The sequence below is a fragment of the Candidatus Poriferisocius sp. genome, from assembly GCF_965219775.1.
GTDB lineage: Bacteria > Actinomycetota > Acidimicrobiia > Acidimicrobiales > Bin134 > Poriferisocius.
This window is the reverse complement of the sequence record NZ_OZ244793.1, coordinates 2241300-2266309: the sequence shown is the minus strand read 5'-3', so window position 1 is coordinate 2266309 and position 25010 is coordinate 2241300. Positions and strand designations below refer to the sequence as shown.

Genomic DNA, 25010 nt, shown 5'->3' with positions numbered 1-25010 from the left:
TCAGAAGCTCGGTGGGGTCACCACCCACAGCGACACCGAGGTGGACTCGCCGGGGTTCTCGTACCAGTGGGGAATGGTGGAGTCGTAGGAGATGGAATCGCCCGCTCGCAGCACGTAGTGGACGCCGCCCACGTTGACGGCGTGCGTTCCCTCCAGGACGATGCCGAACTCCTCGCCTTCGTGTACGAACGGCGTGTCCTGGGTGGTGTAGCCCGGCTCGGTGACGATGCGGATGACCTCGAGAGCGCTGTCGGGCCGTGAGGTCAGCAATTCGGCCACCACGAGTTCGTCCTGGGGGAGGTTGAGCCGACGCCGATCCTCGCGTCGCAGCACCGGCGAGGTCATCTGCTCGCCGGCGACCAGCCGGGCGACGGGGATGCCGAGGGCGTGGGCAACCTGCACCAGGGTGTTGAAGGAAGGGTTGCCCTGGCCTCGTTCCACCTGAGAGAGCAGCCCGGCGCTGACCCCCGAAGCCGACGCCAGGTCCTCGAGGGTCCGCCCTTGAAGCTTGCGCAGCCGCTTGATCTCGTTGCCCACCACCTGCACGGTGAGCGGTGGTCGATCGGCGGCATGGAGGCGGGCCACGGGTGGCCCCCCATGCCAGTTGGAACGCTGGGTGTTCGGGTTGGGAGCGTGCACGTCTTCTGCATCCACGAGAGAATGGCTTCCTTCAACAGACTATATTATTTCAATATGGTGAGGCAGAGCCACCCATCAGATCACCCATCGGACGTGGTGATCATCGGGGCGGGTGCCTCGGGGTCGGTGGCCGCCGCTCGTCTGGGGGCCGCCGGTTTCCGGGTGGTTTGCCTGGAGCAGGGTGACTGGACGGGACCGGCAGATTACATGAGCGCGGAACCCGAGGCGGAGCTTGCCTGGATCGAGCGCTGGAATCCCGATCCCAACGCCCGACGAGGGCCGGCCGACTATCCGTTGACCGGAGAGGCCGACGTGCGCCCGGTGATGTACAACGGGGTCGGAGGTGGCCTGGTGCAGTGGGCGGCGATGTGGCAGCCGCTGATGGCCTCCGACTTCCGGGTGCGATCCCTCGACGGGGTGGCCGACGATTGGCCGATCGGCTGGGCTGACCTGGCCGGCCCCTACGCCCGGGTGGCCAGGGACATGTCGGTGTCGGGCCTGGGCGGTGACCCTGCCCTGCCCGACCTGGGTCCTTATCCCAATCCCCCCATTCCCATCGGCAAGATCGGGCGGGTGGCGGCCGAGGGCATGGACCGGCTCGGATGGCATTGGTGGCCGGGGGCCAACGCCATCGCCTCGCGGCCCCACGGCTCGCTGCAGGCGTGTCAGCGGCGGGGGACGTGCATGTTGGGATGTCCCGAAAATGCCAAGGCCACGCCGTCGCTCACCCACTGGCCGTCGGCCATGGCCGCCGGTGTTCGCCTGGAGACCGGGGCACGCGTCATGCAGATCGCCCTCGACGAACGGGGTCGGGCGTGCGGGGTGGTCTATGCGGATCGAGACGGAGTTGAGCGACGCCAACGGGGCCAGGTCGTGATGCTGGCCGCCAACGCGGTGGGCACCGCCCGACTGTTGTTGCTGTCGGCCTCGACGCGGTTCCCGGACGGCCTGGCCAACTCGTCGGGGTTGGTGGGTCGCCGACTCATGCAGCACCCCTATCGGACGGTCGCTGCGGTGTGCGAGGAACCGCTGGACGGCTGGCTGGGTCCCTGGGGACAGAGCATCTACTCGCTGGAGTTCGCCGAGACCGATGCCGACCGGGACTTCGTTCGAGGCGCGAAGTGGATGGTGATGCCTCACGGCGGGCCCATGTTTGCCGTGGCCGAGTACCAACAGGCCCATCAGGGTGACGGCTTCGAGGCGGTGTGGGGCCCGAACTTTCACCGGGCCGCGGCCGAGGTGTTCGGTCACGCCTTCACCTGGGGCATCCAGGCCGAGGACCTCCCCGAGGAGGACAATCGCGTCACCCTGGACGGCGAGGCGAGCGACTCGTCGGGCCTGCCTGCCGCTCGCATCGAGTACCGGGTGTCGGGCAACACCCGCAGGATGCTGGATTTCAATGTGGCCCGAGCGGTCGAAGCGGCGCAGGCGGCGGGCGCGTCGTCCACCCTGGTGCGCGACGTCTGGCCCACCGGCATCGGCCATGTGCTGGGTACGGCGAGGATGGGCGACGATCCTGGTGCGTCGGTGGTGGACCGGTGGTGCCGCACCCACGACGTGGCCAATCTCTACGTGATCGACGGCAGCGTGTTCGTGACCGGCGGATCGGCCAATCCCACGGCGACGATCATGGCCAACGCGCTGCGGGTGACCGACCACCTGATCAAGACCCGGACCGCGCAGGAGGTGCCGGTGTGAGCCGGGCCGGGCTGACCGCCGCCCGCCGCCGGAGGTTCGCCCGCATGGCCGACGTCCTGGTCGCCGAGGGTCACGGTATGCCCGCGGCGTCCACGGTGGGGGTGGCGGAGGAGCTGCTGGACCGTTGTCTGGCCGCGGTTCCCTCCCTGCGGGAGCCTCTCCTGAACCTGCTGGACAATGCCCCTGATGAGGGGCTGGACGCATTCGTGCGGGGTTTGGCTTCGGCCCGACCCGAGGGCTTTGCCGTGTTGTCCACCACGGTGGTGGGCGCTTACTACCTGAGCCCGGAGGTGCGCGAGCGGATCGGTTATCCGGGCCAACAGCCCCGCCCTTTCTCGGTGGCCGACGAGCCCGACTATCTCGACCTGCTGGAACGGGTGTACGAGCGGCACCCCGGCTACCGGGCGTGCCCGTGACCTACGTCATCGGCCCCACCTGCATCGACGTCAAGGACGCCGCCTGCGTGGAGAAGTGCCCGGTGGATTGCATTTATGTGGGTGGCAGGATGCTCTACATCCAGCCCGACGAGTGCATCGACTGCGGTGCGTGCGAGCCCGTGTGCCCGGTGGAGGCCATCTATCCCGAGGAGTTCCTTCCCGCCGAGTACCGGGGGTTCACCGAGGTCAACGCCGACTTCTTTCGGGTGACCGGCCTGGACGCACCCGGCGGCGCGGCCCACGTGGAGGCCGTCGAGGGCGATCATCCCGTGGTGGCTGCTTGGCCGAGCGGGTCGTCTCCCTGAGGGATTTCTCCCCGACTGCCCACCGGCATCGGGAAGGGGCGGGGATGCTCAGCGGTCGTAGTAGCCGGAGTGGACGTAGACGCAGGGGACGCCCGCGGCGGTGAACATCTCCACGTTGCGGGGGTCGTCCTCCAGGGCGCACAGCAGGGTGAAGCCGTGGCTGCGGAGGCGGTCCACCTCGGCGGCCTTGTAGGCCCGCGACGAGGTGGCACTGGCGGGCGGTCGCAGCACCAGGAGATCCCAGCGGAGGCGGTGGGCCTTCAGCCAGCGCACCGTGACGTCGAGCAGCCGCCACGGACGGGCGGTGAGCAGGACCACGGCGAGATCGGGGTCCAGCGCCTCCACCAGGGCCACCCCCGGTTCGAGGGGTGTGTCGTCGGCCCCGGCGTCGAAAAAGTCGTCCCACCGGCGGGCGTTGGCCAGGTGCTGGCGGTGGCCGGCGTCGGAGATCACCCCGTCCACGTCCACGATCACGGCCCGGCCGCCGTCGAGGGCCCGGTCGCGCCAGGTCCAGTGGGCGGGTGGCGCGGATGGGCCCACTCAGTCTTCTTGGGGTGACTCGGCGGCCCGGGTGCGGATCTCCTCCACCACCGCGGGGTCGGCCAGGGTGGTGGTGTCGCCCAGGCTGCGCCCCTCGGCCACGTCCCGCAGCAGGCGGCGCATGATCTTGCCCGAGCGGGTCTTGGGCAGGTCGGGCACCAGCACCACCGTCTTCGGTCGGGCGATGGGCCCGAGCTTGACCGCCACGTGTTGACGGATTTCCTCACCCAACTCGTCGGTGGCGTCGTGGCCGCCCCGCAGGATGACATAGCCGATGATGGCCTGGCCGGTGGTGTCGTCGGTGGCGCCGACCACCGCGGCCTCGGCCACCGCGGGGTGGTCCACCAGGGCCGACTCCACCTCGGTGGTGGAGATGCGATGGCCGGACACGTTCATCACGTCGTCCACCCGGCCCAGGAGCCACAGGTAGCCGTCGTCGTCGATTTTGGCCCCGTCCCCGGCGAAGTAGCGGCCCGGGAACCGACTCCAGTAGGTGTCGTGGTAGCGCTGGGGGTCCCCCCAGATGCCCCGCAGCATGGAGGGCCACGGGTGGGTGATGGTGAGGTAGCCGCCGCCGGTGGCCACGGGGCGGCCGTTGTCGTCCACCAACTCGGCGAATACCCCGGGCAGGGGGTGGGTGGCCGACCCCGGCTTGGTGGTGGTCACTCCGGGCAACGGCGAGATCATGTGCCCGCCGGTCTCGGTCTGCCACCAGGTGTCCACCACGGGGCAGCGACCGCCGCCGATGTGGGTGTGGTACCACATCCAGGCCTCGGGGTTGATGGGCTCGCCCACCGTGCCCAGCACTCGCAGGCTGGACAGGTCGTGCTTGGCGGGCTCCTGGTGGCCCCACTTCATGAACGTGCGGATGGCGGTGGGGGCGGTGTAGAGCTGGGTGACCCCGTAGCGCTCCACGATGTCCCACAGTCGGTCGCGCCCCGGAGTGTCGGGGGTGCCCTCGTAGATCACCGAGGTGGCCCCGTTGGTCAGGGGGCCGTACACGATGTAGCTGTGGCCGGTGACCCAGCCGATGTCGGCCGCGCACCAGTAGATATCGGTGTCGGGCTTGAGGTCGAACACGTACCGGTGGGTGAACGCCACCTGGGTGAGATAGCCCCCGGTGGTGTGCATGATGCCCTTGGGCTTGGCGGTGGTGCCCGAGGTGTACAGGAGATAGAGCAGGGCCTCGGCGTCCATGGGCTCGGGGGGACAGTCGGCGTCGGCGGCGGCCATGAGGTCGTGCCACCACAGGTCTCGTCCCTCGGCCATGTCCACGTCGGTGTCGCAGCGATTCACCACCACCACGTGCTCCACCGAGGGGGCGCCTTGGGCGAGGGCGGCGTCCACGTTGGGTTTCAGCGACGAGGGGGCGCCCCGACGGTAGCCCGCGTCGGCGGTGATGATGAGGCGGGCCTCGGCGTCCTCGCAGCGGTCGACGATGGAGTCGGGGGAGAAGCCGCCGAAGATCACCGAATGGGCCACCCCGATGCGGGTGCAGGCCAGCATGGCCACCGGCAACTCGGGGATCATCGGCATGTAGATGGCCACCCGGTCGCCCGCCTGCAGCCCGAGGCCCTTGAGCACGTTGGCGAACCGGGCCACCTCGTGGAGCAACTCGGCGTAGGTGAGGGTGCGGGTGTCACCCGGTTCCCCCTCCCAGAAGAAGGCGATCTTGTCGCCTCGGCCGGCGGCCACGTGGCGGTCGAGGCAGTTGTACGACACATTCAGGGCACCTCCCACGAACCACCGGGCGAACGGCAGATCCCACTCCAGCGTGGTGTGGAAGTCGGTGTCCCAGCTCAGCAGCTCACGGGCCTGCCGGGCCCAGAACGCCTCGTAGTCGGCCTCCCCCTCGTCGTAGAGCGACCGGTCGTTGGCCAAAGCGGCCGCGGCGAAATCGGCGTCGGGAGCGAAGGTGCGCTCCTCGACGTAGTAGTCCTCGATGGTCGCTTCCGACATGGCCCTTGCCTTCCCGCTCGCTTCGGGCCTTGGCCCCAACCCGGTCGAGCCTACTTCCTGGGGGGTGGGAGGGGATATGGTCATCGGGTGATGCAGTTTGGGGCAGGAGGCTGAACGACGGGTATGGACATTCGAGTGGCGACGTTGTGCGATTTTGCCCAGGTGCGGGAGGGGCTGTTGTTCGTGAGTTCGGCGGGCATCACCCGGGTGTACCGGGAGTCGTTTCCCGCGCCCACCGGGGTGATGCTGGCCCTGGTGCTGGAGATGTCGCCGATCGAGGCCATGGATCCGCACAAGATCACGGTGCGCATCGAGGACGCCGACGGGCGCAAGCTGGCCGAGATGGTGGGTGAACTCCAGGTCAAGCTGGGGTCGGGCCACGACCCCGGCGAGCTGGTGAATGTGCCCTTCGTGGCCGACTTCCGCACCATGAAGTTGCCCACGCCGGGCCGGTATCAGGTGGCCATCCAACCGGACGCCGAGGGATCCAACCCGGTGGCCCTGTCCTTTCGGGCCGCGGTCCGCAACAAGTCCTGATCAGGGGCCGGCCGGGGCGGGCCGGTCCCACTCGGCCACGGTGAAGCCGCCCAGTCCCGACGGATCCAACAGGGCCTCGGCCTCGATGGCCCGGCTTCGACCGGCCAGCGCGGCCAAGTCCCCCCGGGCGGCGCCTGCCCGCCAGGCGGCGGTGCCCTCGGCCACCAGGGTGTCGATGCCGTGGGCCCGCAGCCAGGTGGCCTGGTCGGTGACGCGGGTGGGGGGGCGGACGGCGGCGAGCTGGTCGAGGGCCACCTCGCAGGTGATGTCCTGGGTGCCGGGGGCGGTCCAGGGGTCGTCGCCCCGCTGGTGGCCTCGGTAGGTGCGCAGCCACTCGGGCCAGGGTCGCCGGGTCATCGACTCGGTGGTGCTCGTGTAGTCGATCACCACCACCGTGCCCCGGTCCACCACCGACAGGGACTGGGCCAGCCAGGCGGCGGCGTGGTCCTGACGGGGGGTGAGGCGGTCCTCGGGGCTGGGTGGCTGGTCACCCACCTCGTGCCCATCGGCGTCGAATAGGCGCACGGGCAGGTTGTCCAGCAGCTCGTTGGCCAGGATCACGCCGGTCACCGGCCCTGGGGGCAGGTCCGAGCGTGACCGCCCCACCGTGTGGGCCGCCCGCCCGGCGGCGGTGCGTTCCACGTTGATCCACTGCAGGGCCGGCGAGCAGCCCGGGTCGGCCTTGGCCACCGTGCGGGCCAGGGTGCCCGGCCCGGCACCGGCATCGATCACGGTGAACGGGGCGGGGCGGCCCAGCTCCTGCCAGCGGCGGTCCAACATTCGAGCCACCACCGCACCGAAGAGCGGCCCCACCTCGGGGCTGGTGATGAAGTGGCCCTGGCGTCGTCCGGCTCGGCCCGACTCGTAGAACCCGTGGTCCGGGTCGTACAGCGCCCGTTCCATGAACTCGGCGAAGCCCATGGGCCCAGTATGGCGAGGGGAGGGGGTGTGAGGACGAGCACGGTGCGGGCAATGTCAATACACTGTGGCGCAGAGGACGAACGGCATCGTCCGACAATGCACCACGGGAGGCACCGTGACCGAGAACCCCCTCACCCGTCCCGGCGAAGTGGCCGGATGGCCCAAGCTCGTCGTCGAATACCGGACCGACCCCACCGGCATCGAACAGATTCTTCCCCCGGGGCTGACTCCGGGCGAGCCCATCGTGACCGTGGGGGTGTACTGCGTGCCGGTGCTGGGCGAGCCGGAGTACGGCGTCAGCGTGAAGGTACCGGCCAGTTGGCAGGGGGTGAGCGGCGCCTACAGCCTGGGTTTGGGCATCGACCAGGAGGCCGCCATCTTCATCAGCGGCGAGACCAACGGGCAGCCCAAGTTCCCGTGCGACATCCGATACTACCGTCTGGGCAACCGGGTGGAGGCTCGCACCATCCATCAGGGCTACACGTTCATCGAGTTCGAGGGTGACGTGACCGGTACGGTGACCCCGGAACCGGGCGAGTTCACCGAACACGAGTGGTGGACCAAATATTCCCGGGCCATCGGCGGCGCCGAGAAGCAGTACGACTTCCCCCCGCACGTGGTGGACGTGGCCACCACCTTCGAGCAGACCCACATCGAGGAGATCGACGGTGAACTGCGGCTGCTGGACAGCCCGTGGGATCCGGTGGCCCGCTACTTCCCCATCGTGGAGCAGCTCTCGGCCCGGTTGGTGACCAACACCATGAAGGACCGCAGCATCACCAACGCCGGGCCCCTCGACCCGGATGCGTTCTGGCCCATGGCCGACACCATCGGCGGCTCCCGCTGGCCCGGCACCCGAGGCGGCCCCCGCACCTCCTAACGGGCCCCAAAGGGCGACCACCCCCGAAAATGGGTAGCTATTCCCGTTTTCGCACGTAACTCATTCCCGTTTTCGCACGGAAATGGCTACCGAAAATGCACCAACGTCAGGTTTCGGCGCACGATGAGCGTCGGCGCCCAGCAGGGCAGCAGCGCTTACTTCGGCGATACACCGCCAACGAGGCGTTCGCTGAGGTCCCAGAGGGCGGCCTCGGTGGCGGGGTTGTAGATGTGGGGGGCGTAGCCGGTTTCGCCGGTGCCCGGCTCGGCCACCGCGCAATCGGCCAGGTAGGCCCCGTTGTGGTCGGCCAACTCCGGCGCGGTGGCGGCCCACACCTGGGTGGCGGCCCCCGACTCCAGGCTCTTCATCTGCAGGCCCTGCCCGGAGGGTGAACTCGCCTTGGCCCGCTCCCTCATGGCTTCCATCATTTCGGAGGTCATGTGCCGGCCCAATCGGGTGGGAATGGCGCCGGGGTGGACGGAGAGCGACAACAACTGGTCGCCGCTGCGTCGGGCCAGCTCGGCGGCAAAGTGGATGTTGGCGCTCTTGGAGCGGCCGTAGGCCACCCAAGGGTCGTAGGGCGTGCGCTCGAAGCTGTGGTCGTCGAGGTCGACATCGGAGATCCGATGCCCGCCCGACGAGAGGGTCACCACCCGAGGCCGGTCGGCCTGGTTCAGCAGGGGCATGAGTTGGGTGGTGAGGGCGAAGTGGCCCAGATGGTTGGTGCCGAACTGCATCTCGAACCCGTCGGCGGTGTGGCCGAACGGGCAGCACATGACCCCGGCGTTGTTGATCAACACGTCGATGCGCTCGAAGGTATCGCCGGCGGTTGCCGCGAACCGGGCCACGCTCTCCAGGTTGGAGAGATCCACGCTGTGCAGCGACACGTCGGCGTCATCCACCGACGTGTGGATCCGGGCCGCCGCCTCGGCGTTCTTCTCGGGATTTCGGGCCAGCATGGCCACATGGGCCCCTCGAGCGGCCAGCACCCGGGCCGACTCCTCGCCCAGCCCGCTCGACGTCCCGGTGATCATGAAGACCTGCCCCGACAGGTCTAGCCCGGCCACAACCTCCTCAGCGGTGGACTCCCGGCGAAACGAACCCATTGCAGACCTCCTCCTCAACGTTGTGACCCTAGCCTCTGGCCGCCCCCAGCGGGGTGGGGGGGAATCAGCCGGGGAGGGCGAGGAGGGTGCCTTCGGTGAAGTGGGTGATGGCGGGGGGGTAGATGCCGAACAAGAGGGTGGCCGCCGCGGTGAGGCCCAGGGCCGAGACCAGCGAGGGGGGCACCCGAACGGTGGAGGTGTCGGCGTCGGCGGGCGCGCTCTCGAACCACATCATGCGGGCCACCTTGGCGTAGTAGAACAGCGCGATCACCGAGTTGACCGCGGCGATGGCGGCCAGGGAGTAGCCCCAGCCGGTGTCGGCCTCCACCACGGCCCGGAACACGGCGAATTTGGCGAACCAGCCGCCCAGCGGGGGGATGCCCGCCAGGGAGAACAAGAACACCGACATGAGCACGGTCAGGCCGGGGGCGTAGCGGAACAGCCCGGCAAAGGAGCTGATGGCCCCGGAGGCGGTGCGGCGGGCCACGGCGATGATCACCGCGAAGGCCCCCAGGTTCATGGCCGCGTAGATGAGCACGTAGATGATCACCGCGGCCACGGCCTCGTCGCCGATGTCACCGGCCACCGCCAGCGGCGCCAGCATGAAGCCCGCCTGCGACACCCCGGAGTAGGCCATGAGCCGCACTATGTTGTCCTGGCGCAGGGCCATCAGGTTCCCGGCGGTCATCGAACCCACCGCCAGGATCCACAGCAACGGCTGGTACACGTCGTCGCGCCCGGGGAACCCGGCGTGTACCAACTGCATGAGGGCCACGAACCCGGCCGCCTTGGAGGCCACCGCCAGAAAGGCGGTCACCGGGGTGGGCGCCCCCTCGTAGGTGTCGGGGGCCCAGGTGTGGAACGGGAAGCCCGACACCTTGAAGGCGAACCCGATGATCACGAAGATGATGCCCAGGGTGATGACCGGCTCGGAACTCCCGCCCGACACCGCCTCGGAAATCTCCGACAGGCGGGTGTCACCGGTCACGCCGAACAACAGCGACATGCCGTAAAGCATGATGGCCGAGGCGAACACCCCCATCAGGTAGTACTTGAGCCCGGCCTCGTTGCTCTTGGCGTCGGCCTTGCGCCAGGTGGCCAGCAGGTAGGCGGGGATGGACAGCAACTCCAGGGCCACGAAGATGGTGACCAGATCGCGGGCCGAGGCCATCAGCACCATGCCCATGACCGACGACAGCAGCAGGCCGTAGTACTCGTTCTCCCAGTAGTCGCCCTCGGCCACGTAGTTGGTGGACAGCAGCACCACGATGTAGGCGGCCACGATGAACATGGCCTTGAGGATCAAGGCGAAATCGTCCACCACGAAGGCGCCGCCGAACATCGTCCGGGTGTCCCCGGCGGCGGCCAACGTCACGATGGGGATCAACGCCACCAACAGCCCGATGCCGGCCAGGGCCGAGGTGTAGGCCCGCCCCCGTTCCAGCAGCACGATGTCCAACAGGGTGACCACCGCACCCACGCCCAGCAGGGTGAGTTCGGGCGCGACGGCGTGCCAGTCGATCTCGGGTCGGACGAAGCCGGCGATGGCGGGCAGGGACGACAGCATCGGCGCGGCCTAGCTTCCTGTCCTCGAGCGAGGACGTACAGAGTGCGGTGCGACGGTCATGGGGAGGTCGCCTACCCGCCCGAACCCGCGGCGGCGTCGAAGCACGCCCCGCTGCGCACCGAGTCCAGACAGTCGCTGAGGGAGTTGGTCACCGCCGGATCGGTGGCCTCGAACAGCAGGTTGGGGTACACCCCCAGCACCACGATGAGGATGAGCAGCGGCGCCCACGCCACGTACTCGGCCACGGTGGCGTCGTGTACCCGGGGGTCATCGGCGAACTCCTCCTTGGGCGTGCCGAAGGCCGTCTTCTGGAGCATCCACAGCAGGTAGCCCGCGGCCAGCACCGTGCCCAACGCGGCGATCACCATGTAGGAGCGGAAGGTTTCCTCGGCCAGCACCTCGGCCGGGTTGTAGGAGGCCAGGATGGCGGGGAACTCCCCCCAGAAGCCGGCCAGGCCGGGCAGGCCCAGCGAGGCCATGGCGCAGAACCCCAGGATCCAGCCCATGCGGGGCGCCTGCACCAGCAGCCCTCCCAGCCGGGACATGTCCAGGGTGTGGTAGCGCTCCTTGACCGAGCCGGCCAGGAAGAACAGCATCCCGGTGATGAGCCCGTGGGCCACCATGCCGAACACGGCGGCGTTGATGCCGAAATCGGTGAGGGTGGAGATGCCCAGCATCACAAAGCCCATGTGGGCCACCGAGGAGAACGCCACCAGCCGTTTCAGGTCACGCTGGGCCAAACACCCCAAGGCCCCGTAGATGATGCCGATCACGGCCAAGAGCCCGATGTAGGGGGCCCACTCGGCGGCCGCTTCGGGCAGGATGGGGATGGCGACCCGGACAAAGCCGTAGGTGCCCAGCTTCAAGAGCACCGCGGCCAGGATCACCGAACCCACGGTGGGGGCCTCGGTGTGGGCGTCGGGCAGCCAGGTGTGGAAGGGGAACATGGGCACCTTCACCCCGAAGCCCAGGAACATGCCGCCGAACACCCAGACCTGCGACGACTTGGCGATGCCCGCGGCGGCCTCCGGCAGCAACCGCATGTCGAAGGTGCCGGCGTCGGCCAGGAAGTACAGGGCCAAAAAGCTCACCAGCATCAACGCCGAGCCGAACAGGGTGTAGAGGAAGAACTTGATGGCGGCGTAGCGCCGGTTCTCGCCCCCCCAGACCCCGATCATGAAGTACATGGGCAAGAGCACGACCTCGAAGAACACGAAGAACAAGATCAGGTCCTGCGCGGCGAAGGTGCCGATCATGCCGGTCTCCAGGATGAGCAGCAGGATTAGGAACGCCTTGGGGTTGTGGGGCTCGGGGAAGTGATTCCAGGAGTAGATGACGCACAGCGGCACCACCAGCATGGTCAGCAGCATCAACGGCAGGGAGATGCCGTCGACGCCCATGATGTAGCGGGCGTCGATGATGTCGATCCAGCCCTTGTCCACCACGAAGTTGAGGGCGCCGTAGTCGTCGTTGTCGATGAATTGGATGAGAAGCAGCACGCCGAACACGGCCACCGCCACGGTGGTGGCCAGCGCGATCAGCTTGTGGAGCTGCTCTCGGTCCTTGGGGATCAGCATCATGACGACCGCGCCGATCACCGGCAGGAACGTCGGGATGCTCAGCCCCCAGTCGTTCAAAAACTCACCCATGTGTACGTGTGCTCCCTAGATGACGATGATGAAGATCCCGGCCAGGATGGCGGCGGCGGCGAACATGATGGCGGCGTACTGCCGCACCTTGCCGGTTTGCATCCGGCGCAGCTCCTCCCCCGAACTGTCGGAGATGGAGCCGGTGGCGTTGACGATGCCATCCACCACGAGCTGGTCCACCTTGTGGTACACCACCTGGCCCGCCTGCACCGACCGCTTTCCGGCTTCGTTGACCACCCGATCGATCACGTGCTGGTTGGTCCAGTAGGCGGCGTTGGCCAGGGGCCGCTTGACGAAGCCGACGATCACCGTGGTGTACAGCCAGTCGAGGTAGTACTTGTTCACCAGTATCCGGTGGCCGAGGCGGGCCACCGCCCAGCGGGAGGTGAGCCCGTCGGGTAGCTCGGTGGCCGCCGGGCTCACGGCCCGGACCCGGACGAAGTAGTAGCGGTAGGCCAAGCCGATCCCGATCAACGCCACGATCACCGAGGCGATGGCCAGGGTCCACGACGGGGTGGCGTGGGCGATCTCGGGGAAGTAGCTCACGCCCACCGGTTCCACCCATTGGAAGAACTTCTCCTCCCAGCTCGAGGGAACGAGCTGGAAGCCGGGCGGGAAGTTGATGAAGCCGGCCACCACGGCCAGCCCGGCCAGAATCCACAGCGGCACCACGATGCGCGGGCCGGACTCGTGGGGGGTGCCGTGGCCCCGGAACTCCCCGAAGAAGGTCAGGTACACCACCCGGGTCATGTAGGCCCCGGTGAGGGCGGCGGTGATCATGCCCATCACCAGCATCACGGTGTAGGCCCCGTTGCCCCCGGTGCCGCCGAACAAACCCCACCCGCCGGTGCCCACCAGGATCTCGTCCTTGGACCAGAACCCCGAGAAGATGGGCAGCCCGGCCAGCGCCAGGGTGCCGATCATGAACGTGCGGTAGGTGTGGGGCATGTGGTGGCGCAAGCCGCCCATGTCCTTCTTCATGTCGAAGGAGTGCACCGCGTGGCTGACCGACCCCGAACCCAGGAACAAGCAGGCCTTGAAGAAGGCGTGGGTGAACAGGTGGAACAGGGCTGCCGTCCAGGCCCCCACCCCGAGGGCCAGCACCATGTAGCCCAACTGCGACACGGTGGAGTAGGCCAGCACCCGCTTGATGTCGTTCTGCACGAAGGCCAGCGTGGCCCCCACCAGGGTGGTCAGCCCGCCCAGCAAGGCCAGCAGGTTGATGCTGGAGCCGCCGATGGCGAACCCCTCGAAGAACACCCCGTAGAGCCGGGCCACCAGGTAGACCCCGGCCACCACCATGGTGGCCGCGTGGATCAACGCCGACACCGGGGTGGGTCCGGCCATGGCGTCGGGTAGCCAGGTGTGGAGGAAGAACTGCCCCGACTTGGACATGACCGCCGCGGTCAGGCCCAACGCCGCCACCAGCGTCACCGTGTGGCTGATGGTGCCGTTGAGGGCGGCTTCGTTCACCCCGATGATGTCGAAGGTGCCGGCGGCGAAGAACAGGATCGACACCCCGATGATGAGGCCCATGTCGCCCACCCGGTTGGTGAGCATGGCCTTGAGGGCGGCGTCGGAGTTGTCCTTCTCCTCCCACCAGTGGCCGATCAGCACGAATGAGCACACCCCCACCAACTCCCAGCCCACCAGCATCTGCAGGGTGGTGGAGGCGGTCACGAAGAACAGCATGGAGGCGGTGAACAGGCTCAAGAAGGCGAAGAAGTGGGTGTAGCGGCGGTCACCGGCCACGTAGTCGGTGGAGTAGACGTGGACCAGCAGCGAGACCACGGTGACCACGAAGATCATCATCACGGCCAACCCGTCGATCATGATGCCCGCGCCGATGGCCTCGGCCCCGTTGGTGAGCCAGGTGATCGACCGGGTGAGCGCGCTGACCCCGCCCGCGGCCTCCCCCTCGGCGGCGGCCACCAGGCTGTCGGCCCCCAGGGCGTAGTCCCCCTCGGCGTCGCCGCTGCCCGCTCCCTCCACCTCGCTGATCCACTGGATGGCGGTGAGCAGCCCGAACACGAACGAGGCCCCCACCGCGGCGATGCCCACCTCGGATCCCCCTCGGGGGAACCGCTTGCCGAACAGCAGGATCACTACGAACGACACCGCCGGGAAGAGCCAGATCAGCCAGGCGTGCTCCAGGAACCAGCCCGAGGCGGCCACGGCGGGCCCGGCGGCCTCGGCGGCGGTGACGGCGGTCTTCAGCACGACGGCCTCACCCCTTCATCAGATCGACCTGGTCCAAGTCGATGGATCGCCGGTTCCGGTACAACAGCAACACGATGGCCAGCCCGATGCCCACTTCGGCGGCGGCCACGGTGATCACGAACAGGGCGAAGATCTGGCCCATGACCGTGTCGTGGAACGCCCCGAAGGCCACCAGGTTGATGTTCACCGCGTTGAGGATGAGCTCGATGGACATGAGCATCAGCACGCCGTTGCGGCGGGCCAGCACGCCGTAGACCCCGATGCAGAACAGCACCGCGCCCAACAGCAGCATCTCGTTCAACAGCATGGGCGTTGCTCCCCGATGGGGGACGGGAGGTTCCGGGGGGCTGACATCAGCCGCCTTCCTCTCGGCGGGCGATGACGATGGCGCCGATGAGGGCGGCCAACAACAGCACCGACACCGCTTCGAAGGGCACGATGTACTGGGAGAACAACTCGTCGGACACCTGAGCGGTGGTTTGGGGGGTCTGCCCGCCGGGGAGGTTGGCGTCCAGCCGCACGTCCTGGAAGCGGTCCACCAGCGCGCCGATCATCACGGCCAACAGCAACAGGGCGGTGAGCACCGCCGGGAACCGCCGGGGATGGTCGGCCTCCTCGTCGTCCTGGGTGAAGCCGGTGCGGGTGAGCATGATCCCGAACAGGAACAACACGATGACCGCGCCGATGTAGATGAGCACCTGGGTGATGCCGGTGAACTCGGCCCCCACCAGCAGGAACAGGGCGGCCACCCCGGCCAGCACGATCACCAGGTACAGGGCGGCGTGCACGATGTCGCGGGTGGTCACCACCCGCAACGCCGAGGCCACCATCACCGCGGCGATGATCCCGAAGGCCACGTGCTCGGCGATCATCGGGGAACCTTGAGCACCTTTTGTTCTGATCCGGCCTCGTAGGGCTCGAAGTCGGGCACGGTGTCCATCCACTCGCTGAGGCGTTCCTTGTCGTGGAGCAGATCGGCGATGCGGGGCTCGGAGTACTCGTACTCGGGGCTCCAGAACAGCGCCTCGAACGGGCACACCTCCACGCAGATCCCGCAGTACATGCACAGGCTGTAGTCGATGTCGAAGCGGTCCAGGGCGTTCTTCTGGCGGGGCTTGCCCCCCTCCCGCCGGGGCGGGGCCAGGTACTTGTGGCCCTCGATGTAGATGCACCAGTCGGGGCACTCCCGGGCGCACAGCATGCAGGCGGTGCAGTTCTCCTCGTGGAGGGCGATCACCCCCCGGGCCCGGTCGGCGGGCATCTCCTTCACGTGGGGGTACTGCACGGTGTGGGCGTGCTTGGAGGGGGCGGGCACCACCGGGGGACCGTCGCCGAACAGGGTGCGCACCATGGTGCGGGCGGTCACCTTCAGTCCCGTGATCAAGCCTGGTACCAGTGCCATGAGCAGCTCCTACAGAATCACCTTGAACACACCGGTGACAACAATGTTGACCAGTGACAACGGAATCAAGAACTTCCAGGCGATGCGCTGGAGCTGATCCTCCCGAAAGCGCGGGTAGGTGAAGCGGAACCAGAAGATCAGCGCGGCCACCGCCAGCACCTTGACCAGCATGATGGCCGGCCCGGCGATGTTGAACCCCCAGTGGGTGATGTCGCCCCACGGGAGGGCCCAGCCGCCCAGGAACAGCACCGAGGCCAGGGCGGCGAAGGCGAAGGCGGTGCCGAACTCGCCCATGAAGAAGAACAGGAAGCGGAACCCGGTGTACTCCACCTGGTAGCCGCCCACGATCTCCGACTCGGCCACCGGCATGTCGAACGGCGGCTGGGTGAGTTCGGCCTGCACCGCCACCAGGAAGATGAAGAAGCCCACGAACTGAGTGAGGATGAAGGGGTTGCCGATGCCGCCCCAGCCGAAGATCTCCCCGGTGGCCTGGGCGGTGACGATCTTCTGCAGATCCAGCGTGCCCGCCTGGATCACCACCCCCATCACGGCCAGCACCAGCGGCAACTCGTAGGCGATGAGCTGGCCCGCGGCCCGCAGCCCGCCCAACAGGGCGTACTTGTTGGCCGAGGCCCAACCGGCCATCAGCACCCCCACCACCGACAGCGACGACACGGCCAGGGCGTAGAAGATGCCCACGTCGAGCTGGGCCACCACCGCGTCGGGGCCGGTGGGGATCACCACGTAGATCAAGAAGGTGGAGATCAGCACCACCAGGGGGGCCAGGGCGAACACCGTGCGGTCGGCCTTGGCCGGGAAGATGTCCTCCTTTTGGAGGAACTTCAACCCGTCGGCCAGCAACTGCAGGGTGCCGTAGGGGCCGGCCTCCATGGGACCGAGCCGGCTCTGCATGAAGCTCATCATCTTTAGCAGGAACACGTACCCCAGCATCAGCGCGGCGGTGGGGATCACCAGGGCCACCACCCCCATCTTGATGATGGCCGAAACCCAGTAGGGTACCTCCAGGGCGAGCACGCTCGCCAGTGGCCCGGCCGCGGTCATCGGTCGATGTCCCCGAGGATGAAATACAGGCTGGCCAGGATGGTGATGATGTCGGGCACGTACACGCCCTTGAGCAGCCAGGGGGTGATGGAGATGTTGGAGAAGCTGGCCGAGCGGATCTTCACCCGGAACGGCACCAGGTCGCCCTTACTGACCACGTAGTAGCCCATCTCCCCCAGCGGGTTCTCGGTGGCGGCGTAGGCCTCCCCGGCGGGCACCTTGATGATGCGGGGCACCTTGGCCATGATCGGTCCCGACGGCAGGCCGTCGAGCAGTTGGTCCACGATGTGGGTGGCCTCCCGGGTCTCCTGCAGTCGCACCCAGTAGCGGGCGAAGGAGTCACCGTCGGGATGCGTCCACACCTTCCAGTCCACCTGGTCGTAGGCCAACGCCTCGTGGCCGTCCCGGCGCAGATCCCAGTCCACGCCGCTGGCCCGGATGTTGGCCCCGGAGAGCCCGTAGGCCAAGCCGACGGCGGGGGGAATGATGCCGATGCCCCGGCTGCGGGCCTCGAAGATCTCGTTGCCCAGCACCAGGTCCTCGAACTCGTCGCAGAAGTCCCGGATGCGCTCCATGGCCTGTTTGGTGTCGTCGATCCAACCCTTGGGCAGGTCGTCCTTGATGCCGCCGATGCGGTCGAAGTTGGGATGGAAGCGCCCGCCGGTGGCCGCCTCGATCTGGTTCAGCACGAACTCCCGGTCGCGGAAGGCCATGAACACCGGGGTGATGGCCCCGAGCTGCACGGCCATGTCGCCCAGGAACAGCGTGATGTTGGCGATGCGGCTCAGCTCGAACAGGGCGGTGCGAATCCACTGGGCCCGAGGAGGGGCCTCCACCTCCATGAGCTTCTCGGCGGCCAGGATGAACGGCACCTCGTTGGCGAAGCTGCCCAACCAGTCGATGCGGTTGATGAGGGTGGTCACCTGGGGGTACGTGCGGACCTCGGCCAGCTTCTCGTAGCCCCGGTGCATGTAGCCCATGATGGGCTCGGCCTCCACCACCTGCTCCCCGTCGAGGCGGGCCACCAGCCGCAGGGTGCCGTGGGTGGCGGGGTGCTGGGGACCGATGTTGAGGGTCATGCCCTCGGTCTCGATCTCCACGTTCAGGCGGGCGTCGGCGGCCTGGGTGGCCACGTAGGCCATCTGCTGGCGGTCGGCCGCTCCACCGCTTCGGGCTTGCGCAGTGGAAGCCTCGACGGTGGTCACTCGTTGTCCTCGCCGGGGAACAGCTCCACGTCCACGATCCCCGGCCAGGGCTTCACCCGGCGGGCCAGCAGGGGATAGTCCTTGCGCAGCGGGTTGCCCTCGAACTCGCCGGGCAGATAGAGGTGGCGCAGATCGGGGTGCCCGTGAAAGAGGATGCCGAACATCTCCCAGGCCTCGCGCTCGTGCCAATTGGCCCCGGCGAACACCGGGATCAGGGTGTCGATGCTCAAATCGTCGTCGGGCAGATCGGCCTTGATGGTGAGGCCCCGGTGCTCGGTGATGGAGTGGAGCCGCATCACCATCTGGAACCGGGTCTCGCCGCCGGCGTGGCCCTGCTCCACGGGCTCGGCGGCCCGGGGTTCGGGGTCGTCCTCCTGGGCGTTCATGTCCCGCCCGTAGGGCGACGGCAGCCAGTCGATGGCCGACAGCCAGTCGAAGAAGGCGCAGCCCAGTTGGTCGCGGGCGGCGGTGGCGGCGTCCACCCACGACTCCCGGCTCACCCGCACCCACAGGTCCTGGCCGCCGATGATGTGGTGCTCGAGGTACCCGTCGCCCAGGGCGTCGGCCAACCGCGCCGCCCAGGCTTCCCGGTGCTCGTCGGGCGGTGGCCCGGCCTCGGTGGTGTCGGCTTCAGTCGACGACAATGGGGTCACCTCGCCACCGCACAGCGGGGTCTTCGTTGCCGATGCGCTCCTGGAGCAGCACGATGCCCTCCAGCAACGCTTCGGGCCGGGGGGGACAGCCGGGCACGTACACGTCCACCGGGATGATCTGGTCCACGCCCTTGGTCACCGAGTAGGAGTCCCAGTAGGGACCACCGCAGTTGGCGCAGGAACCCATCGAGATCACGTACTTGGGGTCGGGCATTTGCTGGTACAGGCGGAGGATGGACGGGGCCATCTTGTCGGTGACCGTGCCCGACACCACCACCAGGTCGGCCTGGCGGGGGCTGGCCGGGAACGGGATCACGCCCAGGCGCATCACGTCGTAGCGGGGGGAACCGATCACCGCGCCCATCTCGATGGCGCAGCAGGCCAGGCCCCACTGGTACATCCAAATGGAGTACTTGCGCCCCAGGTTCAGCAGCTTGGTCAGGGGTTTCGGCGCTTTGCCGCTGGCCACCAGTCCCACGCTCTACCTCAGATCCACCGAAGGACGCCCTTGCGCCAGGCGTACACCAGGCCCAGGGCCAGGATGAAGATGAAGATGGCCATCTCCACCAATCCGAACGTGCCGTAGGCCTCCAATCGGGTGGCCCAGGGGAAGATGAACACCGCCTCCACGTCGAACATCACGAACAGCAGGGCGAACACGTAGTAGCGGATGTTGCTCTGGGACCACCCCAGCCCCACCGGGTCGACCCCGCTCTCGTAGGTGATGTATTTCTGGGGTTGGGCCCGGTTCGGACGCAGCAAACTGCTGAGCCCCAACATCCCGAACACCAAGGCGCCGGCCAGCGCGAGGAACAGGACGACGAGCAGGTAGTCGCGGAGGAACTCCGACACGGCCCGAAGGTTACCGATGGCGTTTTCTGCGGGCCAAGACGGACTTACCGGGCCGCCACCATGGCGGTGGCGATCACCCCGGGGCCCGCGTGGGTGCCCACCACCGGGCCGATGAGGGTCACGGTGAGGGGGTTCTGGGCCGGGTTTTCGCCCAGGGCGGCCACGAAGGCGTCGATGTCCTCGGCGGCGCCGTGGGCCACGGCCAGGTGCTCCAATTCACCGGCGTCGGCCACCTGTTTGGCCAGCCAGGCCCGGGCCTTGCCCCGGGTGCGCTGCTTGCCCGCTTCCTCCACCACCCCGGAGGTGAGGTCCACGCAGGGCTTGATGGACAGGGCGCTGCCCAACAGGGCCTGGGCGGTGCCGATGCGCCCCCCCTTCTTCAGGTTGTCCAGGGTGTCGAGGGCGCCGTAGATGACCACCCGGTCCTTGAGCTGGGCGAGCTGCTCGACGATCTCGTCGGCGCTGCTCCCGGCGGCCGCCGCGGCGGCCGCCGCCTTAACCATCAGGCCGAGACCCACCGAGACCTTGCCGGAGTCCACCACCCGCACGTCCACCTCGCCGTCCACCGCTCGGGCCGCGGCCGACGCCGACTCCCCGGTGGCCGAGAGGGCGAACGAGAGGTTGACGCACACCACGGCGTCGGCGCCTTGGTCGGCCAGCTCCCGGAACACCATCTCGAAGGCGCCGGGGGCGGGGGCGGCGGTGGAGGGCAGCTCGGGGCTGGCGGCCATCTTCTGGTAGAAGCCCTCGGCCGTCAGCCCTTGACCGTCGGTGAACTCCTCGTCGCCGAAGCGAATGGTGAGGGGCACCACGGTGATGGCGTGGTCCTCGATGTCGGCGGCGCTGAGGTCGCAGGAGCTGTCGGTGACGATGCGAACGGTCATCACCCGACACTACTCGCAAAGGCCCGAGGGCGGTTCGGAGGGGCAGGCGCCCGTTGGTCACGACGGTTCGGGACCGGGGCACCCGTTGGTCACGACGGTTCGGGGCGGGGCGCCCGTTGGTCACGACGGTTCGGGACGGGAGGCGCGGCGGGACCACCAGTGGCGAGCCCACCACAGCAACAGGATGGCCAGGGCGGCGGCGGCGATGCCCACCCCGGCCCCCGACAACGAGGTGGCCCGCACGGTGAGCTGGGATTCGCCCAGCTTCACCAGACCGGTGGGGGAGTCCACGCTGATCTCCAACACGGCGTCGCCCGAGGTGTTGGCCCGCACCGGCACCCGCACCTCGTTGATGCCGGGTGAGAGCCGCCGCAGCAGGGAGGCGCCCTCGGGGAAGTCCAGCTTGTCGCTGTTGAACCCCAGTCGCACGATCACGTCGTGGTCGAGGCTGTTGCGGATGAGCATGGGAATGCTGCCCGACCGGCTGGTCAGGGTGATCCGCTGGCGGCTGGGCGGTTGGATGGCGGCCACCGTGTTGCGCACGATCTGGGATCCGACGGCCAGGTAGGCGTCCCGTTGGGTCTCGGTCAGGCCGTTGGCCCCCGACAGCAACAGGGCCCGCTCCAGGGTCTCGATCAACTGCCGCTCGGGGGTCCCCACCGTGGCGATGGGGTCCACCATGTTCTGGTACGAGCGGGCGATGCGCTGCCCGTCGCTCAGCGCGGCCTGGTAGTCCTCACCGAAGCCGTTCGGGTCGCCGGCGCGCACCGCTCGCACGGTGGTGGGGGTCAGGCCCTCCACAATGGCCGACGGATCGACGCCCGCCAGGATGGGGGCGGTGGCGATCTCGTCCAGCAGCACGCCCACTCCGGCGGCGCCGGTGGGGGCCTCCAGGGGCGGGGCCACCACGATGCCCCGGAGTTGGAGGGGATCCTCGAACCAGCGCACGGCCAGGTCGGCCAGCACCAGGTAGGGGGCCACCTCCGGGTGGGCTTCCCGGTCGAAGTGGGCGGTGGCGCCGGCGTCGATGGCCACCGCGGCCAGGGGCTCGTCGAGGGTGGGCAGCAGGAACGACGTGCGGGCCGCCGTGCTGGTGGGCTCATCGGCCGGATCGAGCAGCCCCTCGGGCACCAGCACCAACTCCACGCCCTCCCGTTGCAGCCGCTGGAGCAACTCCGCCGAGGCCGACGAGGTGAGCACCATGGTGGCGGGATCGGGCCGGGCGCCCAGATGCTCGTCCAGCGCGGCGGCCCCCGCTTCGATCTGCCAGCCGATCTGCAGGCTGAGGTCCTGTTCGATCCAGGCGTCGCTGTCCAGGGGCACGTAGGGGGTGGCGGTGAGGGGTTGGTTGATGGTGGCCTGCTGGAGGCGGGCCAGCAGTTGGGCGTGCTCGGGCCGCGGGCTGATGGCCAGGGCGTCGATGAGGTGGGGATCGAGCGCCACCGTGGCGGTGGCCAGGGGGCGCACCCGGGGGTCGAGCACGTCGGCCAGCATCTGCAGGCGCGGGCCCGTCGGCCCGAGGTCCACCTCGCCCCCGGCATCCACCACCGGCGGGCCGCTCACCGAGAGCACGGTGCTCACCAGGAGGGGGGGTTGGTCGACGTCCGGCGGGGGGGTGCGGACGACAAAGGTGTGGACGGCGTCGAGCCGGTCGCCCGCCGGGCCCCGCAGCACCAGGCTCACGGGGTACACCCCCTCGGCGGGGAGGGGGAGCCACAGCCCGTCGGTTCCGTCGGCGGTCGTGTCCTCGCTGCCGGTGGCGATGGGCAGGGCTACCACCCCGGTGGCGTCGGGTTCGGGTACGGCCAGTCGGGAGACGTGGTGCAACACCAGCCCGGTGGCGGGCTCGGCCACCCGATCCAGGAAGGCGGAGCGGGATCGGATGGGCCCCCCGATGCTCACGTCCACTGTGGCGTCGGCCGGGGCGTTCCGGAGGCGGAAGGCCACGAGGAAGGAGTCCCCGTCGGCGATCCACACGTCCTGGCTCACCAGCTCAAAGGATGCTGCTTGCTGGTCGGCGGAGTCCGAGGGCCCGGCAGGGCCGGTGCCGTTCTGCGCGACGGCGGCGGGGGCCAGGACCCCGAACGCGGTCAGCGCCACCCCTCCGACCAGAAGCCGGAGGAGCCTCGTGGTTCGCCGGCCGCCTTTCCCGGCTGGTGGGGGCCGTCGCCGCCGCATCACCAGTGGAGGGTAGTGGTCGTGGTCGATCGCCGGAATCCCGGCCCCCGGCGCAACCCGGCGGGAGTACCGTGGGGCGGTGTCGGTTCTGTGGATCACCGATGAGCGGTTTCTCGACCATGACACCGGTCGTTCCCACCCGGAGCGACCGGCCCGCCTGGGTGCGGTGATCGAGGGGGTGCGCCGGGCGGGCCTGGGCGACGCCCTGGTTCCGACCGAACCCCGCATGGCCACCGACGCCGAGCTGCTGGCCGTCCACCACCCGTCGGTGCTCGACGGGGTGCGCCGGGTGGCGCAGGCGGGCGGCGGTCGGTTGGACCCCGACACCGTGCTGGCCGCCGAGTCGGAGACCGCGGCCCGGCTGGCCGCCGGGGCGGGATTGGCCGCCATCGGGGGGCTGGAGGCGGGCACCGCCAACGCCGCGTTCTGCGCCGTGCGCCCGCCGGGCCACCACGCCACCCCCACCCGGTCCATGGGGTTCTGTCTGTACAACAACGCGGCGGTGTGCGCCGCGGCCCTGGCCGATCGGGGCGAGCGGGTGCTGGTGGTGGACTACGACGCCCACCACGGCAACGGCACCCAGGATGCCTTCTGGGAGGACGACCGGGTGATGTACGTGTCGTGGCATCAGTACCCCTTCTATCCGGGCACCGGCGCCCTGTCGGAACGGGGTGCAGGCGGGGGCCTGGGCGCCACCGTCAACCTGCCCATGCCCACGGGGGCCACCGGGGACGTCTACCGCCGGGGCTGGGACGATGCGGTCCTGCCCGCGGTGGAGGCGTTCGCCCCCGACTGGCTGGTGCTGTCGGCCGGCTTCGACGCCCACCGGGCCGACCCGCTGACCAGCCTGGGCCTGTCCGCCGGGGACTTCGCCGACCTGACCGAGGCCATCATCGCGGTGGTGCCGCCGGGCCGGTGCGTCGCCTTCCTGGAGGGCGGTTACGACCTCGACGCCCTGGGCGACGGCGCGGCCGCCGCGGTGGCCACCCTGGCCGGAGTGAGTTACCGGCCGGAGCCCGCCACCGGCGGCGGTCCGGGGGCCGAGGTGGTGGCGGCCGCCCAGTTGTTGCCGTGAGCAACCTCGACAACCTGGATCCCATTCGCCGCGAGGCGGGCGATCTGGCCGAGCGGTTTGCCGCCGCCGGTTACCGGCTCTACCTGGTGGGCGGGGTGGTGCGCGACGCCCTGGTGGGGTCGGCGTTGGACACCACCGCCGACTTGGACTTCACCACCGACGCCCAACCGGACGCGGTCAAGGCGATCCTGGAGGGCTGGGCCGACACGCTGTGGACCCAGGGCGAGCGGTTCGGCACCGTGGGGGCCCGGCGAGGCGACCGGCGGGTGGAGATCACCACCCACCGCCGGGAGCGGTATCACCCCGGCTCCCGCAAGCCCGAAGTGGACTTCTCCGACGCCATCGACGCCGATTTGTCCCGCCGGGACTTCACCATCAACGCCATGGCCGTGGAGTTGCCCGCCGGGGCGCTGGTCGATCCCTTCGGCGGGGCCGCCGACCTGGCCGCCCGCTTGCTGCGCACCCCCTTGGACCCGGCTGAGACCTTCCGTGACGACCCCCTGCGGATGCTGCGGGCCGCCCGCTTCCTGGCCCAGTTGCAGATGGCCGCAGAACCGTCGCTGGTGGACGCCATGGCCGCCATGGCCGACCGGCTGAGAATCGTGGCCGACGAGCGGATCCGCGACGAACTCGACCGCCTGCTGGCCCTGCCCGATCCGGGGCCGGGATTCGCCCTGCTGTTCCGAACCGGCCTGGCCGAACGGGTTCTCGGCCCGGTGGGCGACGACGCGGCCGCCCTGGCCCGCCTCCAAGGAGTAATCGACGATCCGGTGGCCCGCCTCGCCGCCCTGTTGCTCGACGCCGGCTCCCCCGATGAGGTGCGGGCCGCCCTGGCGGAGCGGCGGGCCACCTCCGCCACGGCCCGGGCGGTGGCCGCAGTGGTGGAGGCCGCCCGGGCAGCGGTGGACAATCCCCCCCGGACCCTGCCCGAATTGCGACGCTGGGTGGTGAACGCGGGCCCCCACCTCGACCAGGCGGTAGCGGTGGCCGTGGCCGCCGGGGCCCGCGGCCTGCAGGGGGAGGTGGAGGCCCTGGTGCGATCCGAACCCGACTTGGGTGGGCCGCCGGTGCTGGGCGGGACCGAGATCATGGCGGCGCTGGGGCTGGAGCCCGGTCCGGTGGTCGGGGCCGCCACCGCCGAACTCCGTCGCCTGCGGATGGACACCGGTCCCCTGACGCCCGCCCAGGCCCGCCGCCATCTGTTGGATTGGCTTGAGCACCACGCGGGGTGACGGTTCTAG

25 protein-coding genes are annotated in these 25010 nt (G+C 69.2%); 7 read left to right on the top strand and 18 right to left on the bottom strand.

The window, feature by feature from the left end; genetic code table 11:
* On the bottom strand, nt 1–585 hold the full coding sequence (locus ACOQPQ_RS10030; RefSeq protein WP_420639301.1) for a helix-turn-helix domain-containing protein: 585 nt from the start codon (nt 583–585) through the stop codon (nt 1–3).
* 108 nt (nt 586–693) lie between these two features.
* On the opposite strand from ACOQPQ_RS10030, the gene ACOQPQ_RS10025 reads away from it, so the two are divergent.
* The 3 genes from ACOQPQ_RS10025 to fdxA are packed head-to-tail and all read left to right on the top strand — an operon-like array spanning nt 694 to nt 3079.
* Complete coding sequence (locus tag ACOQPQ_RS10025) at nt 694–2337, top strand: GMC oxidoreductase (protein ID WP_420639300.1); 1644 nt, start codon at nt 694–696, stop codon at nt 2335–2337.
* Nucleotides 2334–2753 (top strand): hypothetical protein, encoded by a 420-nt coding sequence (locus ACOQPQ_RS10020; RefSeq protein ID WP_420639299.1) that lies wholly within the window; start codon nt 2334–2336, stop codon nt 2751–2753. Before ACOQPQ_RS10025 ends, ACOQPQ_RS10020 begins: the two co-directional genes overlap by 4 nt.
* Complete coding sequence (gene fdxA, locus ACOQPQ_RS10015; protein WP_420640391.1) at nt 2750–3079, top strand: ferredoxin; 330 nt, start codon at nt 2750–2752, stop codon at nt 3077–3079. Before ACOQPQ_RS10020 ends, fdxA begins: the two co-directional genes overlap by 4 nt.
* Nucleotides 3080–3127: 48 nt before the next feature.
* Here the strand turns inward: fdxA and ACOQPQ_RS10010 are convergent, their stop codons facing one another.
* Both ACOQPQ_RS10010 and acs read right to left on the bottom strand, forming a co-directional pair.
* Nucleotides 3128–3619 carry a hypothetical protein gene (locus ACOQPQ_RS10010; RefSeq protein ID WP_420639298.1) on the bottom strand — a complete coding sequence of 164 codons (492 nt, stop codon included), beginning with the start codon at nt 3617–3619 and terminating at the stop codon, nt 3128–3130.
* The gene (gene acs, locus ACOQPQ_RS10005; protein WP_420639297.1) at nt 3620–5578 is read right to left on the bottom strand and encodes an acetate--CoA ligase; all 1959 of its coding nucleotides are present in this window, start codon (nt 5576–5578) and stop codon (nt 3620–3622) included.
* A 123-nt stretch (nt 5579–5701) separates the two neighbouring features.
* Here acs and ACOQPQ_RS10000 point away from each other — a divergent pair, with 123 nt between their 5' ends.
* Nucleotides 5702–6115, top strand: coding sequence for a DUF6941 family protein (locus ACOQPQ_RS10000; RefSeq protein WP_420639296.1), 414 nt, complete (start codon nt 5702–5704; stop codon nt 6113–6115).
* Here ACOQPQ_RS10000 and ACOQPQ_RS09995 read toward each other — a convergent pair whose 3' ends face one another.
* Nucleotides 6116–7036 carry an SAM-dependent methyltransferase gene (locus ACOQPQ_RS09995; protein WP_420639295.1) on the bottom strand — a complete coding sequence of 307 codons (921 nt, stop codon included), beginning with the start codon at nt 7034–7036 and terminating at the stop codon, nt 6116–6118. It lies immediately after the preceding gene.
* 115 nt (nt 7037–7151) lie between these two features.
* Here ACOQPQ_RS09995 and ACOQPQ_RS09990 point away from each other — a divergent pair, with 115 nt between their 5' ends.
* Nucleotides 7152–7916, top strand: coding sequence for an acetoacetate decarboxylase family protein (locus tag ACOQPQ_RS09990; RefSeq protein WP_420639294.1), 765 nt, complete (start codon nt 7152–7154; stop codon nt 7914–7916).
* A 155-nt stretch (nt 7917–8071) separates the two neighbouring features.
* Here the strand turns inward: ACOQPQ_RS09990 and ACOQPQ_RS09985 are convergent, their stop codons facing one another.
* The 14 genes from ACOQPQ_RS09985 to ACOQPQ_RS09920 form a co-directional block, all read right to left on the bottom strand.
* Complete coding sequence (locus ACOQPQ_RS09985) at nt 8072–9022, bottom strand: SDR family NAD(P)-dependent oxidoreductase (RefSeq protein ID WP_420639293.1); 951 nt, start codon at nt 9020–9022, stop codon at nt 8072–8074.
* A 64-nt stretch (nt 9023–9086) separates the two neighbouring features.
* Complete coding sequence (locus tag ACOQPQ_RS09980) at nt 9087–10589, bottom strand: NADH-quinone oxidoreductase subunit N (protein ID WP_420639292.1); 1503 nt, start codon at nt 10587–10589, stop codon at nt 9087–9089.
* A gap of 71 nt (nt 10590–10660) precedes the next feature.
* Entirely contained in the window at nt 10661–12238 is a 1578-nt protein-coding gene (locus ACOQPQ_RS09975; RefSeq protein ID WP_420639291.1) for a complex I subunit 4 family protein, read from the bottom strand.
* A 15-nt stretch (nt 12239–12253) separates the two neighbouring features.
* Nucleotides 12254–14458: an NADH-quinone oxidoreductase subunit L gene (locus tag ACOQPQ_RS09970; RefSeq protein ID WP_420639290.1), complete on the bottom strand. Its 2205-nt coding sequence runs from the start codon at nt 14456–14458 to the stop codon at nt 12254–12256.
* 7 nt (nt 14459–14465) lie between these two features.
* Entirely contained in the window at nt 14466–14765 is a 300-nt protein-coding gene (nuoK, locus tag ACOQPQ_RS09965) for an NADH-quinone oxidoreductase subunit NuoK (protein WP_420639289.1), read from the bottom strand.
* 46 nt (nt 14766–14811) lie between these two features.
* Complete coding sequence (locus tag ACOQPQ_RS09960; protein WP_420639288.1) at nt 14812–15330, bottom strand: NADH-quinone oxidoreductase subunit J; 519 nt, start codon at nt 15328–15330, stop codon at nt 14812–14814.
* Complete coding sequence (locus tag ACOQPQ_RS09955; protein WP_420639287.1) at nt 15327–15860, bottom strand: NuoI/complex I 23 kDa subunit family protein; 534 nt, start codon at nt 15858–15860, stop codon at nt 15327–15329. The genes ACOQPQ_RS09960 and ACOQPQ_RS09955 overlap by 4 nt, the downstream gene beginning before the upstream one ends.
* Nucleotides 15861–15869: 9 nt before the next feature.
* On the bottom strand, nt 15870–16922 hold the full coding sequence (nuoH, locus tag ACOQPQ_RS09950) for an NADH-quinone oxidoreductase subunit NuoH (RefSeq protein WP_420639286.1): 1053 nt from the start codon (nt 16920–16922) through the stop codon (nt 15870–15872).
* The gene (locus ACOQPQ_RS09945) at nt 16919–18064 is read right to left on the bottom strand and encodes an NADH-quinone oxidoreductase subunit D (protein WP_420640390.1); all 1146 of its coding nucleotides are present in this window, start codon (nt 18062–18064) and stop codon (nt 16919–16921) included. The genes nuoH and ACOQPQ_RS09945 overlap by 4 nt, the downstream gene beginning before the upstream one ends.
* Nucleotides 18065–18123: 59 nt before the next feature.
* Nucleotides 18124–18771, bottom strand: a complete 648-nt coding sequence (locus tag ACOQPQ_RS09940) for an NADH-quinone oxidoreductase subunit C (RefSeq protein ID WP_420639285.1) — start codon at nt 18769–18771, stop codon at nt 18124–18126.
* The gene (locus ACOQPQ_RS09935) at nt 18758–19258 is read right to left on the bottom strand and encodes an NADH-quinone oxidoreductase subunit B (protein WP_420639284.1); all 501 of its coding nucleotides are present in this window, start codon (nt 19256–19258) and stop codon (nt 18758–18760) included. Before ACOQPQ_RS09935 ends, ACOQPQ_RS09940 begins: the two co-directional genes overlap by 14 nt.
* Nucleotides 19259–19266: 8 nt before the next feature.
* Nucleotides 19267–19632, bottom strand: coding sequence for an NADH-quinone oxidoreductase subunit A (locus ACOQPQ_RS09930; RefSeq protein WP_420639283.1), 366 nt, complete (start codon nt 19630–19632; stop codon nt 19267–19269).
* A 44-nt stretch (nt 19633–19676) separates the two neighbouring features.
* On the bottom strand, nt 19677–20516 hold the full coding sequence (locus tag ACOQPQ_RS09925; protein WP_420639282.1) for a DegV family protein: 840 nt from the start codon (nt 20514–20516) through the stop codon (nt 19677–19679).
* Between the two features lie 120 nt (nt 20517–20636).
* Nucleotides 20637–22694, bottom strand: coding sequence for a DUF6049 family protein (locus tag ACOQPQ_RS09920; protein WP_420640389.1), 2058 nt, complete (start codon nt 22692–22694; stop codon nt 20637–20639).
* 79 nt (nt 22695–22773) lie between these two features.
* Between ACOQPQ_RS09920 and ACOQPQ_RS09915 the strand changes: the two genes are divergently transcribed.
* Together ACOQPQ_RS09915 and ACOQPQ_RS09910 are read left to right on the top strand one after the other, a co-directional pair.
* The gene (locus tag ACOQPQ_RS09915) at nt 22774–23769 is read left to right on the top strand and encodes a histone deacetylase (protein WP_420639281.1); all 996 of its coding nucleotides are present in this window, start codon (nt 22774–22776) and stop codon (nt 23767–23769) included.
* Nucleotides 23766–25001: a CCA tRNA nucleotidyltransferase gene (locus tag ACOQPQ_RS09910; protein WP_420639280.1), complete on the top strand. Its 1236-nt coding sequence runs from the start codon at nt 23766–23768 to the stop codon at nt 24999–25001. Before ACOQPQ_RS09915 ends, ACOQPQ_RS09910 begins: the two co-directional genes overlap by 4 nt.
* Nucleotides 25002–25010 lie beyond the last annotated feature (9 nt).